This is a genomic window from Sphingomonas parapaucimobilis NBRC 15100, from assembly GCF_000787715.1.
In the GTDB taxonomy this organism is placed as follows: Bacteria; Pseudomonadota; Alphaproteobacteria; order Sphingomonadales; family Sphingomonadaceae; genus Sphingomonas; species Sphingomonas parapaucimobilis.
Map to the genome: position 1 here is coordinate 40,351 of NZ_BBPI01000005.1, position 16,893 is coordinate 57,243.

Annotated in this window: 18 protein-coding genes and 1 tRNA gene; 11 read left to right on the top strand and 8 right to left on the bottom strand. The window is 66.8% G+C overall.

Features of this window, described 5'->3' with window-relative positions; genetic code table 11:
- Positions 1–12 precede the first annotated feature (12 nt).
- Genes rpsF through rplI form a run of 3 tightly spaced genes read left to right on the top strand, consistent with a single transcriptional unit; the run spans position 13 to position 1,253 of the window.
- The gene (rpsF, locus tag SP5_RS01070) at positions 13–423 is read left to right on the top strand and encodes a 30S ribosomal protein S6 (protein WP_037567458.1); all 411 of its coding nucleotides are present in this window, start codon (positions 13–15) and stop codon (positions 421–423) included.
- Complete coding sequence (rpsR, locus tag SP5_RS01075; protein ID WP_007403456.1) at positions 423–647, top strand: 30S ribosomal protein S18; 225 nt, start codon at positions 423–425, stop codon at positions 645–647. Before rpsF ends, rpsR begins: the two co-directional genes overlap by 1 nt.
- Before the next feature lie 12 nt (positions 648–659).
- On the top strand, positions 660–1,253 hold the full coding sequence (gene rplI, locus SP5_RS01080; RefSeq protein WP_042482825.1) for a 50S ribosomal protein L9: 594 nt from the start codon (positions 660–662) through the stop codon (positions 1,251–1,253).
- A gap of 370 nt (positions 1,254–1,623) precedes the next feature.
- Here the strand turns inward: rplI and SP5_RS01085 are convergent, their stop codons facing one another.
- Positions 1,624–2,286 carry an LbetaH domain-containing protein gene (locus SP5_RS01085; protein WP_042482828.1) on the bottom strand — a complete coding sequence of 221 codons (663 nt, stop codon included), beginning with the start codon at positions 2,284–2,286 and terminating at the stop codon, positions 1,624–1,626.
- 120 nt (positions 2,287–2,406) lie between these two features.
- A complete protein-coding gene (mutL, locus tag SP5_RS01090; RefSeq protein WP_042482830.1) occupies positions 2,407–4,194 on the bottom strand; it encodes a DNA mismatch repair endonuclease MutL in 1,788 nt (595 codons plus the stop codon).
- A 146-nt stretch (positions 4,195–4,340) separates the two neighbouring features.
- On the opposite strand from mutL, the gene SP5_RS01095 reads away from it, so the two are divergent.
- From SP5_RS01095 to SP5_RS01130, 8 genes are all read left to right on the top strand, one after another.
- Positions 4,341–5,381, top strand: a complete 1,041-nt coding sequence (locus tag SP5_RS01095) for a rod shape-determining protein (protein WP_042482832.1) — start codon at positions 4,341–4,343, stop codon at positions 5,379–5,381.
- A 24-nt stretch (positions 5,382–5,405) separates the two neighbouring features.
- Positions 5,406–6,275 carry a rod shape-determining protein MreC gene (locus tag SP5_RS01100; protein ID WP_042482835.1) on the top strand — a complete coding sequence of 290 codons (870 nt, stop codon included), beginning with the start codon at positions 5,406–5,408 and terminating at the stop codon, positions 6,273–6,275.
- The gene (locus tag SP5_RS01105) at positions 6,272–6,796 is read left to right on the top strand and encodes a rod shape-determining protein MreD (RefSeq protein ID WP_042482837.1); all 525 of its coding nucleotides are present in this window, start codon (positions 6,272–6,274) and stop codon (positions 6,794–6,796) included. Before SP5_RS01100 ends, SP5_RS01105 begins: the two co-directional genes overlap by 4 nt.
- Positions 6,797–6,798: 2 nt before the next feature.
- Positions 6,799–8,865, top strand: coding sequence for a penicillin-binding protein 2 (mrdA, locus tag SP5_RS01110; RefSeq protein WP_042482840.1), 2,067 nt, complete (start codon positions 6,799–6,801; stop codon positions 8,863–8,865).
- Positions 8,862–9,974, top strand: a complete 1,113-nt coding sequence (gene rodA / locus SP5_RS01115; protein WP_042482843.1) for a rod shape-determining protein RodA — start codon at positions 8,862–8,864, stop codon at positions 9,972–9,974. The genes mrdA and rodA overlap by 4 nt, the downstream gene beginning before the upstream one ends.
- Before the next feature lie 105 nt (positions 9,975–10,079).
- Positions 10,080–10,155 (top strand) — tRNA-Lys (locus SP5_RS01120).
- 77 nt (positions 10,156–10,232) lie between these two features.
- Positions 10,233–10,595 (top strand): DUF6481 family protein, encoded by a 363-nt coding sequence (locus SP5_RS01125; protein WP_042482846.1) that lies wholly within the window; start codon positions 10,233–10,235, stop codon positions 10,593–10,595.
- Positions 10,592–11,263, top strand: a complete 672-nt coding sequence (locus SP5_RS01130; protein WP_042482849.1) for a spermidine synthase — start codon at positions 10,592–10,594, stop codon at positions 11,261–11,263. Before SP5_RS01125 ends, SP5_RS01130 begins: the two co-directional genes overlap by 4 nt.
- 114 nt (positions 11,264–11,377) lie before the next feature.
- Here the strand turns inward: SP5_RS01130 and SP5_RS18645 are convergent, their stop codons facing one another.
- From SP5_RS18645 to SP5_RS01155, 6 genes are all read right to left on the bottom strand, one after another.
- On the bottom strand, positions 11,378–11,554 hold the full coding sequence (locus SP5_RS18645; RefSeq protein ID WP_084220514.1) for a DUF4169 family protein: 177 nt from the start codon (positions 11,552–11,554) through the stop codon (positions 11,378–11,380).
- Positions 11,554–12,933 carry a phospholipase D-like domain-containing protein gene (locus SP5_RS01135; RefSeq protein ID WP_084220516.1) on the bottom strand — a complete coding sequence of 460 codons (1,380 nt, stop codon included), beginning with the start codon at positions 12,931–12,933 and terminating at the stop codon, positions 11,554–11,556. The genes SP5_RS18645 and SP5_RS01135 overlap by 1 nt, the downstream gene beginning before the upstream one ends.
- A gap of 154 nt (positions 12,934–13,087) precedes the next feature.
- Complete coding sequence (locus SP5_RS01140) at positions 13,088–14,122, bottom strand: sulfate/molybdate ABC transporter ATP-binding protein (RefSeq protein ID WP_042482855.1); 1,035 nt, start codon at positions 14,120–14,122, stop codon at positions 13,088–13,090.
- On the bottom strand, positions 14,119–14,964 hold the full coding sequence (cysW, locus tag SP5_RS01145; RefSeq protein WP_042483005.1) for a sulfate ABC transporter permease subunit CysW: 846 nt from the start codon (positions 14,962–14,964) through the stop codon (positions 14,119–14,121). The genes SP5_RS01140 and cysW overlap by 4 nt, the downstream gene beginning before the upstream one ends.
- The gene (cysT, locus tag SP5_RS01150) at positions 14,961–15,791 is read right to left on the bottom strand and encodes a sulfate ABC transporter permease subunit CysT (protein WP_157013534.1); all 831 of its coding nucleotides are present in this window, start codon (positions 15,789–15,791) and stop codon (positions 14,961–14,963) included. Before cysT ends, cysW begins: the two co-directional genes overlap by 4 nt.
- Before the next feature lie 5 nt (positions 15,792–15,796).
- Positions 15,797–16,804, bottom strand: a complete 1,008-nt coding sequence (locus SP5_RS01155; RefSeq protein WP_084220515.1) for a sulfate ABC transporter substrate-binding protein — start codon at positions 16,802–16,804, stop codon at positions 15,797–15,799.
- Between the last annotated feature and the right edge of the window lie 89 nt (positions 16,805–16,893).

Below are 16,893 nucleotides of genomic sequence, written 5' to 3' on the forward strand. Positions count from 1 at the left end.
AAGGTAAGCTGCATGGCTCTTTACGAGCACGTGTTCCTTGCGCGCCAGGATCTGGCACAGGCGCAGGTGGACGCGCTGGCGGAAGCCGCCACGAAGATCGTCGAGGACAATCAGGGCAAGGTCGTGAAGACCGAGACCTGGGGCCTGCGTTCGCTGGCGTACAAGATCGCCAAGAACCGCAAGGCGCATTACGTCATGCTCGAAATCGACGCCCCCGCGGGTGTCGTCGCCGAGCTGGAGCGCCAGACCCAGATCAACGAAGACGTGATCCGCTACATGACCGTCAAGGTTGACGGCCATGAAGAAGGTCCGTCGGTGATGATGCGCAAGCAGGAGCGCGACCGCGAGCGTCGTGCCGATCGTGGCGAACGCCCCGACCGCGCTGACCGCCCCCGTCGTGATCGTGAAGAGGAAGCCGCATAATGGCCCGCCCGTTTTTCCGTCGCCGCAAGAGCTGCCCCTTCTCCGCGAAGGACGCGCCCCGGATCGACTATAAGGACGTCCGTCTGCTTCAGGGCTTCGTGTCCGAGCGCGGCAAGATCGTGCCTTCGCGCATCACCAGCGTGTCGGCCAAGAAGCAGCGCGAGCTGGCTCAGGCGATCAAGCGCGCCCGTCACCTGGGCCTCCTGCCCTACGTCGTGAAGTAAGGGGTCTTACAGATGAACGTTATTCTGCTTGAGCGCGTCGAGAAGCTCGGCGCCATCGGCGACGTGGTGACGGTGAAGGACGGCTATGCCCGTAACTTCCTGCTGCCGCGCAAGAAGGCGCTGCGCGCCAACGAAGCCAACAAGAAGGTGTTCGAGGCCAACCGCGCCCGCATCGAAGCCGAGAACGCGAACCGTCGCGCCGAGGCCGAGGTCGAGTCGAAGACCTTCGAGAACGCCACCGTCACCCTGATCCGTCAGGCGTCGAACGTCGGCCAGCTGTACGGCTCGGTCGCGGTGCGTGACCTGGTAGAGGCGCTGGTCGCCGATGGCCACAAGGTCAACAAGAGCCAGATCGTGCTCGACCGTCCGATCAAGGCGATCGGCGTGTACGACGTGCGCGTCGCGCTTCACCCGGAAGTGGCCGTGACCGTCAAGGTCAACGTCGCCCGCTCGCCGGAAGAGGCCGAAATGCAGGCGCAGGGCGTCGACGTCATGGCCTCGATGTTCGAGCGTGACGAAGCCGGCTTTACCGAGGATTACGATCCCAACGCAGAGCCCGGCGCCACCGCCGAGGTTCAGCCGGAGCAGGAAGAAGCGCAGGGCTGATCCCCAGCGCTTCGGCCTTCCGCCGACAAAGAAAGGGCCGTCCGGCATGTCCGGGCGGCCCCTTTTCGCGTCTTGGGAGATGGTGGCGAAGCGCGCTGAAGACCCGCGCGCTTCGGTTCAAGGACAGGTGACGCAGGCACCAACCATGGCGGCCAGCGGGATCAACGCAAAAATCAGTGGCATGACGTGCTTCATGGCAAAAACTGTCCAAGCTTCTCTTGAAATCGATAATAGCCGGCACCGTGTAAAAGTTGCGTTACGATGAACGAGCGGGACCAATTTTTTTCAATTCGTCGCCATATATGATCGGTTTGTCGTCGATTAAGTGATGTTTCGAGCGATCATGTAATCCTGATCGACGCTTCATCACTCATTCGCCTTGCCGGGTCATGTTGGCAATGGAGGGGGCTTCATGCGATCCGCCATGATATTGGTCGACCAGTTCCAATCGCCCCACGACCGCACCTGGTCGAAGCAGCGCACCGGGGGCAATCACGGCATTCGCGCCAATCCTGACCCCGTCACCGATCAACGCACCGAACTTTGTGACACCCGTATCGATCACACCCGACGGTACGGCGATACGAATGATTTTGTCGGTTAGCTCGTTGCGATGATTGGCGACTATCGCCCCCGCTTCGATATTGACGCCCGCCCCGACAATGGAGTCGCCGACGAAGTTGAGATGGGCCAACGCCGCGCCATCGAATATCAAACTGCTCTTGACCTTGCAGTGGGGGCCAAGCGTAGAATTTGCCGCGAGGCTGACACCGCCTCGCAGATAACAGCCGGTCGCGACCTGGCAATGTGGACCGATGATCCCGACCCCCTTCAGCGTCACCCCCGATTCGACGTTCGCGGTACGGTGGACAAGAAATCCGTCATGCCGCAGATATCCGTCGCCAAGATGCTCCATTCGCCGAGCAACCACAATTTCGGCACGCGGGACAATCTCCCATGCCAGCGACGCATTGTCGCCCCATGCCGATGTCGTCCACGCTGCGACATAGCGGGATATGGCGTGATCGTTCATCCCTGCTCCATCCCAAGCTACGACTGATGCCATCCGTCAGGTTTGGATACGGTCCCGGTCGACAATGGCTTCAATCCGTCTTCAAAGGCACCTTCCGTTTCGGCGTGCCCGAAGAAGCTGTCACTTCCGCCCGAACAGCTTCTCGATATCGCCATGCTGCAACTTCACCCAGGTCGGGCGACCATGGTTGCATTGCCCCGAATGCGGCGTGACCTCCATCTCGCGGAGCAGCGCGTTCATCTCGGCGACCGACAGGATGCGGCCCGCGCGCACCGAACCGTGACACGCCATGGTCGCGGCGACATGGTCGAGCCGCTCGCGCAAGGAAAGGGCCTGGTCGAACGCCGCCAGTTCGTCGGCAAGGTCACTGACAAGCCCCTTGGGATCGCTCTGCCCCAGCAGCGCGGGCGTCGCGCGAACCAGCATCGCGGTGGGGCCGAAACGTTCCAAGTCCAGCCCGAACTCGGCCAGTTCCTCGGCCCGCGCCTCCAGCCGGTCGCAGGCGGGCTCGTCCAGTTCGACCACCTCGGGGATCAACATCGCCTGTGACGCAATCCGTCCGCCGGTCAGCGCGGCGCGCATCCGCTCCAGCACCAGTCGCTCATGCGCGGCATGCTGGTCGACCAGCACCAGCCCGTCTTCCGCCTCCGCGACGATATAGGTCTTGGCGACCTGCCCCCGCGCGACGCCCATGGGGAATTGCCGGACCTCGGGGGGCGGCGCGAAGGCGGCTTCGGCGCGGGCCAGCGGCGGGGGGGCCGAAAAGCCGGGGCGCGGGGCGAAGAGCGATTGGCGCTCCATGACCCGCGTTTCGGGCGCGGCCTGGGGCCAGTCATCGGCGGGCGGCGGGGCCACCAGGGGCGAGGCGACCGCCTCGCTCTGCCACATGGCAAGCGCCGATTCCGGGGGCCGCTGAACGCTGCGATGCCCGGCCTCGTCGAGCGCGCGGCGCAGGCCGGAGACGATCATCCCCCGGATCAGCGCCGGATCGCGAAAGCGGACCTCGGTCTTGGCGGGGTGGACGTTCACATCGACTTCAGAGGGCGGCATGTCGAGGAACAGCGCGACGACCGCGTGGCGATCGCGTGGCAGCATCTCGGCATAAGCCCCTCGGATCGCGCCCATTAATAGGCGATCGCGGACCGGTCGGCCGTTGACGAACAGATATTGGTGGTCGGCGATCCCCCGGTTGAACGTGGGCAGCCCGGCAACGCCGCCCAGGCTCACCGCATCGCGAACCCAGTCGATCGCAACCGAATTCTCCGCCAGCGCGCGGTCGGTCAGACCCGCGACGCGCCCCGGCCGCTCCTCGCCCCCCGGCACGGTCAACACGCGGCGACCGTCATGCTCCAGCGTGAAGGCGATATCCGGCCGCGCCATCGCCAGGCGGCGCACCATGTCGAGACAGGCGGCATATTCCGAGCGTGGCGACCGCAGGAACTTGCGGCGTGCGGGCACGCGCGCGAACAAGTCCTCGACCACGATGCGGGTGCCCGGCGGCACGGCGGCGGGGCCGTCGCGCAGCACCTCGCCATTGTCGACGACCCGGCTCCAGCCGTCGCGGCCCGCCGGGCGACTTTCGATCGTCACCCGCGCGACGCTGGCGATGGAGGGGAGAGCTTCGCCGCGAAATCCGAGGGTTACGACCGATTCGATCGCCTCATCCGGCAGCTTGGAGGTGCAGTGCCGCTCCAGCGCCAGCGCCATGTCCCCGGCCGACATGCCGCAACCGTCATCGGCCACCTCGATCCGGCCGATGCCCCCCTGACCGATCGCCACGGCGATCCGGGTCGCGCCCGCATCGATGGAATTTTCGACCAGTTCCTTCAACGCACTGGCGGGCCTTTCCACCACTTCACCGGCCGCGATACGATTGACGAGATGGGGAGGCAGACGCCGTATTGACATGCGGCAAACCCTAGCCCAAGCGACGGCATCCCGCGACCCCGCAAATGACGGTGCAGGTGCCTTTGAAGGCTCTTGGGACGGCTCTTGGCGGCGGTTCGGGATATGAGTCCACGCCCACCCGGTCCATAGATGGAACGAAAGCTTCGATGCCCCTCCCCCGCTTCTTGAAATTCATGTCGCAAGACATGGCGATCGACCTCGGCACCGCGAACACCGTGGTCTATGTCCGCGGACGCGGCATCGTGCTGAACGAGCCGTCCGTCGTCGCGGTCGAGACGATCAACGGCATCAAGCGGGTCAAGGCGGTCGGCGACGACGCCAAGCTGATGATGGGCAAGACCCCCGGCAATATCGAGGCGATCCGCCCGCTTCGCGACGGCGTGATCGCGGACATCGACGTCGCCGAGCAGATGATCAAGCACTTCATCCTGAAGGTCCACGGCCCGCGCAAGTTCGCGCGCTGGCCCGAGATCGTGATCTGCGTGCCCTCGGGTTCGACCAAGGTGGAACGCCGCGCGATCCGTGACGCCGCCTCGAACGCGGGTGCGAGCCAGGTCTTCCTGATCGAGGAGCCGATGGCGGCCGCGATCGGCGCCGACATGCCCGTGACCGAGCCGATCGGCTCGATGGTCGTCGATATCGGCGGCGGCACGACCGAAGTCGCCGTGCTGAGCTTGCGCGGCCTGGCCTATACCACGAGCGTGCGCGTCGGCGGCGACAAGATGGACGAGTCCATCGTATCCTATGTGCGCCGCAACCATAATCTGCTGATCGGCGAAGCCACGGCCGAGCGTATCAAGCAGGAAGTCGGCATCGCGCGTCCCCCGGCGGACGGCATCGGCGTGACCATCCAGATCAAGGGCCGTGACCTCGTCAACGGGGTGCCCAAGGAAATCCAGATCAACCAGGGCCAGATCGCCGAGGCGCTGTCCGAGCCGGTCGCGACCATCGTCGAGGGCGTCCGTGTCGCCCTGGAGAACACCGCGCCCGAACTGGCCGCCGATATCGTCGACCAGGGCATCGTCCTGACCGGCGGCGGCGCGCTGCTGGAAGGGCTGGACGAGGTGCTGCGCGACGAAACCGGTCTGCCGGTGACGGTGGCGGAGGATCCGCTGACCTGCGTCGCGCTGGGCACCGGCCGCGCGCTGGAAGACCCGATGTATCGCGGCGTCCTGCTGAACGGCTAACCTCCAGCATAAGGGGACCGGCGCATGGCGCCCGCCCGCGACCGTCGCACCGGTTTCTCGCGACGGCGGCAATATGGAGCTTTCCTGGCCTATGTGCTCGCGGTGGCGGGTGCGGTGGTGGGTGCGGTGCTGCTTGTCGCATCGACCTTCAACCCGCCCGCCTTTGCCGCCCTGCGCATGACGCTGGGCAGCGTGACCGCGCCCATCTCCGGCACGTTCGTGGCGATCGGGGACGCGATCAGCGGCGTGCCCGATACGATCGGTCATTATTTCTTCGTCCATTCCGAAAATGACCGGCTGCGCGCCGAACTCGAACAGTCGCGCAAGGTCCTGCTGACGGCGCGGACCATCGCCCAGGACAACCGCCGCCTGCGCCGGTTGCTGGCGGTGCGCGACCGCACGCCCGATACCATCGTGACCGCGCGGCTGGTCAGCTCGACCGGGGCCAGCGGCCGCCGCTTCGCGCTGCTCAACGCAGGCCGCTGGCAGGGCGTGGAACCCGGCATGGCGGTGCGCGGGCCGGAAGGGCTGATCGGACGCGTGACCGAGTCGGGTCCCGCTGCGGCCCGCGTCCTGCTGCTGACCGATCCCGAGAGCATCGTGCCGGTACGGCGCACCCGGGACGGTATGCCCGCCATCGCGGTCGGGCGTGGCGACGGGACGCTCGACGTCCGGTCGGTGGCGACCAATGTCCGGCTGGGCAAGGGCGACCTGTTCGTGACATCGGGCACCGGCGGGCTCTATGCCCCCAATATCCCGGTCGCCCGCGTCCGCACCGATGGCGGCGACGTGGCGGTGGCGCGACCTTTCATCCATCCCGACACGCTGGATTTCGCGATCGTTCAGCGCGCCTTCATGCCGATGCCGCCATCAGCGCCGGCACCCCGGCCGTGACCCTCGACACCTATAACCCCTTCGACCCCGGACTGCCCCCCGCCCGCGCCCGTGCGCTGCCGTGGCTGACCGTGATGGCCGGTTCGCTGACCGCCATCGTGCCGGTGGTGGCGATCGTCCCGTTGCAGCCGCCGATGGGCCTGCTGATGCTGCTCGCCTGGCGGCTGGTCGCGCGTTTCGCACTGCGCCTGTGGGCCGCCGCGCCGCTTGGGCTGTTCGACGATCTGGTATCGGGGCAACCGCTCGGTTCCGCCGTGCTCCTCTGGTCGCTGACCTCGCTGGCGATCGACCTGTTCGAGCATCGGCTGGTGTTCCGCGACTTCTGGCAGGATTGGCTGATCGCCAGCGGCGCCATCGCCTTCTGCCTGATCGCGGGGCGTTTCCTGGCGGTGCCGGTCGGCGCGCAGGTCGATGCGCCGCTGGTCCTGCAGATCGCGATCACCGTCCTGCTGTTCCCGATGGCCACGAGGCTGGTCGCGTGGATCGATCGCAAACGCGGCCGGAATGAGGTAGGGGCCTGAGCATGGATCGCCCCGGCCGGATCATGACCGAGGCCGCGCAGGCCTATAGCTTTTCGCGCCGCGCCTTCGTGCTGGGCACGGCACAGGCGGGCGTCGGGCTGTTGCTGGCCGGGCGGATGGCGTGGCTGTCGATCGCGCAGAACGAGAAGTACAATCTTCTCTCCGAGAGCAACCGCGTCAACACGACGATGATCCCGCCGCGTCGCGGCTGGCTGATCGACCGGCACGGCGTGCCCATCGCCAACAACCGGACCGACTTCCGCGTCGACATCATCCCCGACCGGCTGGAAGACAAGGACCGCGTGCTGGAGCTTCTCCGCCGGATCCTGAAACTGGACGACGAGGCGATGAACCGCATCCGCCTCGATCTGGAACATGCCGCCGGGTTCCAGCCGGTCCAGGTCGCCGAGCGGCTCGACTGGGAACGCTTCGCGGCGGTTAGCGTCCGCCTGCCCGAACTGCCCGGCGTGCAGCCGACGCGCGGCTTTGCGCGTTTCTATCCGGCTGGCCCAGCCGTCGCGCATCTGACCGGCTATGTCGGCACGCCGACCGCCGAACAGTTCAAGGCGACGCACGACCAACTGCTCGTCACCCCCGGCTTCAAGCTGGGCAAGGACGGGCTGGAAAAGATGCTGGAGCCGTATCTGCGCGGCAAGCCCGGCGCCAAGCGGGTCGAAGTGACCGCGCGGGGCAAGGTCGTGGCCGAACTCGCCACACGGCCCGACACGCCCGGCAAGAATATCCGCCTGACCATCGATGCGGGGCTGCAGGAATATGCCGCACGCCGTCTGGGCACCAATTCGGGGTCGGCGGTGGTGCTCGACTGCCGTACGGGCGAGACGTTGGCGATGGTGTCGATGCCCGCCTATGACCCCAACAGCTTTTCGGACGGGATCAGCCATCTGGAATGGTCGATGCTGTCGGAAAACGACCATGTGCCCTTGATGAACAAGGTGACGCAGGGCCTCTATCCCCCCGGTTCGACCGTCAAGCCGATGAACGGCCTGGCACTGCTGGAAGCGGGCGTCGGCGCGAACGACCGCGTGCTCTGCACCGGCGCGATGCGGGTCGGCACCGGCGTCTTCCACTGCCACAAGCGGGGCGGGCACGGCGCACTCAACCTGAAGGGCGCCATCGAACAGAGCTGCGACATCTATTTCTACGAGATGATCCGGCGCATGGGCTATGACAGCATCGCGCCGATCGCGCGCATGGTCGGGCTGGGGCAGAAATTCGACCTGCCGCTCAGCACCCAGCGTTACGGCACCGTGCCCGATGCGGCGTGGAAGCTCAGGAAATACAAGACGAAATGGACCGTCGCCGACGGTCTCAACGCGTCGATCGGGCAGGGCTATGTGCTGGCCAATCCGCTCCAGCTGGCGGTGATGGCGGCGCGGCTGGCGTCGGGGCGGCATCTCCAGCCCAGCATGCTGGCGCATCAGGTTCATCTCGATGCCCCCGCTTTGCCCGTCGCCTCCGAGCATCTGGCGGTAGTGCGCGACGCCATGTTCGGCGTGGTCAACCAGGGCGGCACCGGCGGCGCGGCGCGGATGCTGGTGCCCGGCGTCAGCCTGGCGGCCAAGACCGGCACCGCGCAGGTGCGCCGCATCACCATGGCCGAGCGGCGCATGGGCGTTCTCAAGAACGGGCAATTGCCCTTCAAGCTGCGCGACCACGCGTTGCTCGTCTGCTTCGCGCCCGCCGACAATCCGCGTTATGCGGCGGCCGTCGTGCTCGAGCATAACGGCCATACCGTGCGCAATCTCGACGCGCCGCTGATCGGGCGCGACATCATGACCTATTTGTTCGATCGCGACCGGGCACTGGCCTCGCTGGCGGAAGGCGAGCAGACCTGGGGCGGTGACATCAACACCCGGATGCGCGCCGAGGAAGCCGCTTATCGCGCGGCGCACTCGCCCCAGCCCGCCGCCGCCGCGACCAAGACCGATGCGGGCGCGGCGACCGACGCACCGGCGGTCGAAGCCGCGACCAACGTCTCCGACGCGCAGGCCGAGGCGATGGCGACACGCGAAACCGATCCCGAGGATGCAGGCGACCCCAATCCATGAGCGGCCCCCGCATCATCCCCGAACCCATCGCGCAATTGCCATGGCGCGTGATCCTGCTGGTCACCGCGATCGGCTGTTTCGGCCTGGTCGTCCTCTATTCGGCGGCGGGCGGATCGCTGACCCCCTGGGCCAAGCCGCAGGGCGTGCGCTTCTTCGTCCTGCTGGCGGGGTCGCTGGTGCTGTCGCGCCTGCCGCTCGACCTGTGGCGGCGGATTGCGATGCCGGGCTATCTGGTGCTGGTGGTCGCCTTGGTGCTGGTCGAGCTGCTCGGCGCGGTGCGCGGGGGCAGCCAGCGATGGCTGGACGTAGGCTTTATCCGGCTCCAGCCGTCCGAGTTGATGAAGCTGTTCATCGTGCTGGGTGCGGCGCGCTTCTATGAACTGATGCCCCCGGCCGAGACACGGCGCTTCTCCGGCATATGGCCCGTCGCGGCGATGATCGCGGTCCCCGCCGCGCTCGTCATGAAGCAGCCCGACCTGGGCACCGCGCTGATGATCTGCGCGGGCGGTGCGACCGTCATGTTCCTCGCGGGCGTGCCGCTGCGCCTGTTCATCGGCGGGGCGATGGCGCTGGCGGTCGCGGCGCCGCTGGCGGTGAACTTCCTGCTGCACGATTATCAGCGCAACCGCGTGCTGATCTTCATGAACCCGGAAAGCGATCCGCTGGGCACCGGCTATCATATCAGCCAGTCCAAGATCGCGATCGGATCGGGCGGCATCTGGGGCAAGGGGTTTCTGAACGGCACCCAGAGTCATCTCGACTATCTGCCGGAGGGGCACACCGACTTCGTCTTCGCGACCATGGCCGAAGAATGGGGGCTGGTCGGCGGCTGCCTGCTGATCCTGGCCTTCATCCTCGTCATCCGCTGGGGCCTGAACGTCGCGCAAGCGGCGCAGACGCGCTTTGCCCGGCTGGCGGCGGCGGGGTTGTCGACCACCATCTTCATCTATGTCATGGTCAACCTGATGATGGTCATGGGCCTGGCACCCGTGGTCGGCATCCCCCTGCCCCTGGTCAGCTATGGCGGATCGTCCCAGATGACGGTGCTGTTGTGCCTGGGCATATTGATGGCGATCGACCGTGAAAATCGCCGCCCCGCGCGCTGGTAAGGCAAAAAATCCGCAAAAAGCATTTGCAAAGCGGCACAGGCCTGCTAAAGGCGCGCCTCCCGATCACGAGGCGGGCCGCCGGACGGCCTGATGAGCGTGACGAACGGACGCATAGCTCAGTTGGTAGAGCAGCTGACTCTTAATCAGCGGGTCCTTGGTTCGAGCCCAAGTGCGTCCACCAGTTTCTTCAACGGCTCTGCAGCGATGCGGGGCCGTTGTGCTATGGGGCCGTCCGGCCCCCAACGGGATAGATGATTGATGGCAGGATATAAGGTTCCCGGTTTCGCCGATCGTGCATCGGCTTCGCGCGACGCCAAGGCGGCTGCGCTGGAAAAGCTGCGCAACAAGGCCGCGCCCGACCCCGAGGTCGTCGCCGCCCGCGCCGCCGCGCGCGCGGCCAAGGAAGCCGCCGAGGCCGAGCGCCGCGCCGCCCACAAGGCCGCGATCGAGCAGGAAAAGGCCGCCCGCGAGGAAGCCCGCGCCAAGGCGAAGGCCGAAGCGGACGCCGCCGCAGAGGCCGCTGCCGCCGCAGCCCGCCCGCCGGTGGTCCCGACGGCCGCCGAGCTGAAGGCGGCGCGTGACGCCCGCTACGCCGCTCGCAAGGCGCGTCAGGGCAAGTGACCCCGCGCGAGCTGCTGGGCATCGCCGAGGTGCCGGGCGGCGAGCCCCTGCGGCTGTTCCGCCGGGGCAAGGACTTCATGATCGTGCTCGACCGCAACGAGCTGATGAGCACGCGGATGAGCGGCTCGGAAGTGGCGCTGGGCACGATGACCTGCGACCGGCTGGGCGGACGCAATGCGCCGCACCTGCTGATCGGGGGCTATGGCATGGGCTTTACGCTGCGTGCCGTGCTCGCCCGGCTGGGCCGCGATGCGCGGGTGACCGTGGCGGAGCTGGTGCCCGGCATCATCGAATGGGCACGCGGACCGATGGTCGAGCTGACCGCCGGATGCCTGGACGATCCCCGCGTCACGCTGGCCATGGGCGATGTCGGCAACGCCATCTACGCGGGGCGCGGGACGTATGACGCGATCCTGCTCGACGTCGACAATGGCCCCGACGGGCTGACCCGCCCGGCCAATGACGGGCTCTATTCGAACCGAGGACTGGACGAGGCGCGGGTCGCACTGCGTCCCGGCGGCGTGCTGGCCATCTGGTCGGCCGCACCCGACCCGGTCTTTACCCGGCGGCTGTCGCGGGCGGGGTTCCTGGTCGATGAGGTGAAGGTCCGCGCCCGCGAGAACGGCAAGGGCGCGACCCACACCATCTGGTTCGCGACGCCGCGGTAAGAGCATACCGCCACCCTCACCCTTCCCACCCGCTAACGCGGGCGGGCCCCTTCCCTCTCCCATCGGGAGAGGGAGGGAGGCGCGAAGCGCCGGAAGGGTGAGGGTATTGGCGGGTCAATCCTCCCGCTTGGCCCCGTCGAGTTTTTTACGAATCCGATCCTGCTCGGCGGCATCCCGCTGCTTCTCAGCCTTGCTCCGTCCGAACCGCGCACGGTTCTCCGCCGCCTGCTGCTCGGCCGCTCTACGCACCAGCCCCTTGCGCGCCTGACGGAAGTTGACGACCTCACCCATCAGCGCCGCCGCAGCCGCCGGAACAGTCCCTTGCGCTGGCTGAACGCCTCGAACATCTCGTCCGGCCCTTCGGGGTCGAGCACTTCGTTGTCGGCCAGCCATTCCTCGACGCTCGACAGGTCCGGCACCTCATAGGGCCGCAGGCTCCGTCCCCCCTGCCCACGCAGCGCCTCGACCGCGGCGATCAGCGAGCCGGTGCGGGCGACGGTATCGCCGACCAGCCTGGGCGCGATGCCCAGATGCTCGCCCAGCAGATCATCGCGGATCGCCGCGATCCGCCGCCCGGCCGCACTTTCCGCCTCGACCGCGATCGCCAGGTCGCATTCGGTGTCCAGCCGCATGGAGCGATTGTTGAGGTTGGACGAGCCGAGCCGGAAGACCTGGTCGTCGGAGATCAGGATCTTGGCATGGCAATAGATCGCCTCGCCCCCGGCGGTGAAGGGATGATAGAGCCGCAGCCGCCCATGCCGGTCCCGCCGCCGCAACGCCTCGACCAGCCGGGCACGGGCGGTGTCCATCGCGATCGGCTCCAGCCAGCCTTGCGCGGTCAGCGGGTTGATGATGACGAATTCCGGGCCATTCTCTTCGTCCAGTCGCCGGGCGATCGCCTCGGCCACCCGGCGCGAGGCGAAATACTGGCTCTCGATATAAACATACCGCTCGGCCCGAGCGATCTGGGCTAGGAACAACGCCTCATTCTCATGGACCGGCGCCTGATCGTCCATCTCCGGCATGGTGCGGGCGATGGCGACCGGCTGGTTGGTGAAGTCGGGCTCCAGTCCTTCCGGCCAGCAGCTTGCCCCCGGCACGGCAGGCCCCATCGGCTTGCCGCCCGCCGCATGCCAACGCTCGCGGAACAGCTCGCCCAGCGCGTGCGTCACCGGCCCCTCCACCGCGCTGATCGCGTCGTGCCATGGCTTGTAGGGCTGGGCGCCGGGCCGCTTGCGACCGGGATCGTCGTCGCGGTGTTCGCGCGTGTCCCAGCGCTCGCTGGTCATGTCGATGCCACCGCAAAAAGCGAGCTGGTCGTCGATGATGACGATCTTCTGGTGATGCGAGGCGGCGATCGGATGATGGCCGTCCAGCTTCGTATGGATACGCTTGTGCGCCATCCACTTCAGGACGGTGAAGAAGGTCCGCCCCCGGAACAGAGACTTGATCGCGCCGGTATCCCAGCGGAGCAGGAAAATCTCCAGCTCGGGCTGGCGCTGGACGCGTGAATAGATGAAATCGCCGACCGTCTCACCCGGCGCCTCGTCATGGTCGAGGACGATACGTGCGTCGAAGTCCCAACCGATCAACAGGATCTGCCGCCGCGCATTCAGCATCGCGCGGCGGGCCTTGCGGAAATATTCCTCCGCATCGACGATGACCGCCATGCGATCGGCCTGCTCGATCCGCCAGCATTCCTGTCCGACCTTCAACGACGATCTCCCCTATTGACGCCCGCGTCATGCCCGGACGACCAGCCGCTAGCAAATGCCCAAACGGCCAATGCCCGCAAAAGGTCAGGAAATTGGAGGCGAAAAGGGATCAGAAAATGCGGTAACGAACAGGGCGGATCGACAGGGACTGACCGGCAGCCGCGTCCACCGCGACGGGCAAGTCGAAGGTCAGCGGCTCGGCCGCCCCGGCAAGCTGGGCCGTGATCCGGCGGGACCGGCCGACAGGCCGGCTCGCCAGCACCGTGACGGTCAACGCATCGGCCGCGCCCGGCTCGGCCAGCTCGACATCGTGCGGCCGGATATGGATTTCGCCCTCGCCCTGCCCGCGTGCTTCGTCGGACATGGTCGCCAACCCGACGCCGATGATCGCCACGCCGTCGCGACGCGTCACGGGCAGCCGGTTGGTCTCGCCGATGAAGGACGACACGAAGGCGGTGGCAGGCGCGCTCTGCACCTCGGCGGGGGTGCCGATCTGCTCGATCACGCCGCCGCGCATCACGACGATGCGGTCGGCGATCTCCAGCGCCTCCTCCTGGTCATGCGTCACGAAGATCGAGGTCAGCCCCGTCTCGTCATGGATACGCCGCAGCCAGCCGCGCAGGTCCTTGCGCACCTGTGCATCCAGCGCGCCGAAGGGTTCGTCGAGCAGCAACAGGCGCGGCTCGATCGCCAGCGCGCGGGCCAGTGCCACACGCTGGCGCTGGCCGCCCGACAGCTGCGCCGGGTAACGGTCGCCCAGTTGCGGCAGCTGGATCAGTTCGAGCAGTTCGGCGACCTTGGCCGTGATCGCCGCCTTGGCGGGCCGGTCACGCCGCTTGCGCACCGTCAGGCCGAAGGCGATGTTGTCGGCGACCGTCATGTGGCGGAACAGCGCGTAATTCTGGAACACGAAGCCGATCCGCCGCTCGGCGGCGGGGGTGCCGGTCATGTCCTGCCCATCGAACAGGACATGACCCTCATCGGCGAAGTCCAGCCCGGCGATGGTCCGGAGGAGCGTGGTCTTGCCCGAACCGGACGGTCCAAGCAGTGCCAGGAACTCGCCCGGCTTCGTCTCCAGCGTCACACGGTCCAGCGCGGTGAACCCGCCGAAGCGGCGGGAGATATTGTCGACGACGATGCTCAATGCGCGGCTCCCGCCCGGTGGATGCCGAAACGCCATTCCAGCACGGTCTTCACTCCCAAGGTCACCAGCGCGAGCGAGGCGAGCAGAGACGCCACCGCGAACGCGCCGACAAAGTCATATTCATTGTACAGGATTTCGACATGCAGCGGCATGGTGTTGGTCAGCCCCCGGATATGCCCCGACACGACCGATACCGCGCCGAATTCGCCCATCGCGCGGGCGTTGCACAGCAGGACCCCGTAGAGCAGGCCCCAGCGGATATTGGGCAGCGTGACATGCCAGAAGGTCTGCCACCCGCTCGCCCCCAGCGACCGCGCCGCTTCCTCATCGTCGCGCCCCTGCTCCGCCATCAGCGGGATCAGCTCGCGCGCGACGAAGGGGAAGGTCACGAAGACGGTCGCCAGCACGATGCCGGGCACCGCGAAGATGATCCGCACGCCATGCGCAGTCAGCCATGGACCGAGCCAGCCCTGCGCCCCGAACAGCAGGACGAAGATCAGGCCCGACACCACCGGCGAGACGGAAAAAGGCAGATCGATCAGCGAGATGAGCAGGCTTTTTCCACGAAAATCGAACTTTGCGATCGCCCAGGAGGCGGCAACTCCGAACACGGCATTGATCGGCACCGAGATAGCCGCGACGAGCAGGGTCAGGCGGATCGCCGCCAGCGCATCCGGGTCGACCAAAGCGTCGAGGAAAACCTTCCATCCCTTCGCAAGAGCCCCGGCAAAGACCATGACCAGGGGCAGGAACAGGAACAAGGCCAGAAAGAGAAAGCCGACGCCGATCAGCGCCCGCCGCGCCCAGGGGCTTTCGATGGTGGTGGGGTTGGAGGCGCTCATCGCGCCCCTCGCTTGGCGCGCCACGCCTGGAGGAGGTTTACGAATAACAGCATCGCAAAGGACAGGACCAGCATCACGCAGGCGATGGCCGTCGCGCCGTTATAGTCGAACTGTTCCAGCTGGGTGATGATCAGCAGCGGCGCGATCTCCGACTTGAAGGGCATATTGCCCGCGATGAAGATGATCGAGCCATATTCTCCCACGCCGCGGGCGAAGGCGAGCGCAAAGCCGGTCAGCAGGGCTGGCGCGATCGCGGGCAGGATCACCCGGCCAAAGGTCTGCGCGCGGGAGGCGCCCAGCGTCGCGGCGGCCTCCTCGACGTCGCGCCCCAGATCGGCGAGCACCGGTTGGACCGAACGAACAATGAACGGCAAGCCGATGAAAACAAGGGCAATGGTCACACCCAGGGGCGTATAGGCGACCTTGATCCCAAGCGGCGTGAGCAGCGACCCGACCCAACCATTTTCCGAATAGAGCGACACCAGGGCGATACCCGCCACCGCCGTCGGCAGCGCAAAGGGCAGGTCCACCGCCGCGTCGATCAGCTTCTTGCCCGGAAACTCATAGCGGACGAGGATCCAGGCGATCAGCAGCCCGAACACCGCATTGATCGCCGCCGCCGCCAGCGCCGCCCCGAAGCTCAGGCGATAGGCGGCCAGCGCGCGCGGCGACAGCCCGACCTCGGCAAAGCCGTCCCAGCCCATGCCCGCGGCCCGGATGACGAGCGCCGACAACGGAACCAGCACGACCAGCCCCAGCCAGAAAATGGTCATGCCCATGGTCAGGCCGAACCCCGGCAGCGCCGAGCGGCGCTTCGTCCGCACCACCGCGATCAGCGCCGCTTGCCGCCGCCATAGATGGCGTCGAACACTCCGCCATCCGCGAAGAACCGCTTCTGCGCCGCGCCCCAGCCGCCGAAATCCTGGATCGTCACCATGTCCAGCTTGGGGAAGGTCGCGGCGTGCTTGGCCAGCACCGCCTGATCGCGCGGGCGATAGAAGTTGCGCGCGGCGATCTCCTGCCCCTCGGGCGTATAGAGGAACTTGAGATATTCGGTCGCGACCTGTTCGGTGCCATGCGCCTTGGCATTGGCGTCGACCACCGCGACCGGTGGCTCGGCCAGGATCGAGATGGAGGGCACCACGATATCGAACTTGCCCGCGCCCAGCTCCTTTTCGGACAGCAAGGCTTCATTCTCCCAAGCGATCAGAACATCGCCCAGCCCTCGCTCGACAAAGGTCGTCGTCGCCCCGCGTGCGCCGGAGTCCAGCACGGGCACATGGCCATAAAGGTCGGCGACATATTTCTGCGCCGCCGCATCCGAACCGCCCGCCTTCTTGCCGTAAGCCCAGGCCGCCAGGAAATTCCACCGCGCGCCGCCGCTGGTCTTCGGACTGGGGGTGATGACCTGCACGCCCGGCTTCACCAGATCGGCCCAGTCGCGAATGCCCTTGGGATTGCCCTTGCGGACCAGGAACACGATGGTCGAGGTATAGGGCGCGCTGTTGTCGGGCAGGCGGCTCTGCCAGTTGGCGGGCAGCAGCTTGGCCCGCTCGGCGATGGCATCGATGTCATAGGCCAGCGCCAGCGTCACCACATCGGCCGACAGCCCGTCGATCACCGAGCGCGACTGCTTGCCCGAACCGCCATGGCTCATCCGGAACGACACCGTCTTGCCAGTCTTGGCCTGATAGTCCCTGGCGAAGGCGGCATTGATATCCTTGTACAGCTCGCGCGTCGGATCATAGCTGACGTTCAGCAGCCCGACCGAGCCCTTGCCATTGCCGCCCCCCGAACAGCCGGCCAGACCGATCGTACCGATCATCAACGCGGCCATCATGGCCGGAAATGGTGCTCGCATCTGGACCCGTCCCTTTCGTTTCGGCGCGTAACCTATCTCGATCCCCCCGATAGGAAATGCCGTAAAGC

Excerpts from the sequence above, each read along its gene's own strand:
- SP5_RS01095 (WP_042482832.1), top strand. The coding sequence starts at position 4,341 with ATGCCCCTCCCCCGCTTCTTGAAATTCATGTCGCAAGACATGGCGATC.
- SP5_RS01135 (WP_084220516.1), bottom strand. The coding sequence starts at position 12,933 with ATGGCGGTCATCGTCGATGCGGAGGAATATTTCCGCAAGGCCCGCCGC.
- SP5_RS01085 (WP_042482828.1), bottom strand. The coding sequence starts at position 2,286 with ATGAACGATCACGCCATATCCCGCTATGTCGCAGCGTGGACGACATCG.
- rpsR (WP_007403456.1), top strand. The coding sequence starts at position 423 with ATGGCCCGCCCGTTTTTCCGTCGCCGCAAGAGCTGCCCCTTCTCCGCG.
- mrdA (WP_042482840.1), top strand. The coding sequence starts at position 6,799 with ATGGATCGCCCCGGCCGGATCATGACCGAGGCCGCGCAGGCCTATAGC.
- mutL (WP_042482830.1), bottom strand. The coding sequence starts at position 4,194 with ATGTCAATACGGCGTCTGCCTCCCCATCTCGTCAATCGTATCGCGGCC.
- rpsF (WP_037567458.1), top strand. The coding sequence starts at position 13 with ATGGCTCTTTACGAGCACGTGTTCCTTGCGCGCCAGGATCTGGCACAG.
- SP5_RS01100 (WP_042482835.1), top strand. The coding sequence starts at position 5,406 with ATGGCGCCCGCCCGCGACCGTCGCACCGGTTTCTCGCGACGGCGGCAA.
- SP5_RS18645 (WP_084220514.1), bottom strand. The coding sequence starts at position 11,554 with ATGGGTGAGGTCGTCAACTTCCGTCAGGCGCGCAAGGGGCTGGTGCGT.
- cysW (WP_042483005.1), bottom strand. The coding sequence starts at position 14,964 with ATGAGCGCCTCCAACCCCACCACCATCGAAAGCCCCTGGGCGCGGCGG.
- rodA (WP_042482843.1), top strand. The coding sequence starts at position 8,862 with ATGAGCGGCCCCCGCATCATCCCCGAACCCATCGCGCAATTGCCATGG.
- SP5_RS01125 (WP_042482846.1), top strand. The coding sequence starts at position 10,233 with ATGGCAGGATATAAGGTTCCCGGTTTCGCCGATCGTGCATCGGCTTCG.
- rplI (WP_042482825.1), top strand. The coding sequence starts at position 660 with ATGAACGTTATTCTGCTTGAGCGCGTCGAGAAGCTCGGCGCCATCGGC.
- SP5_RS01155 (WP_084220515.1), bottom strand. The coding sequence starts at position 16,804 with ATGATGGCCGCGTTGATGATCGGTACGATCGGTCTGGCCGGCTGTTCG.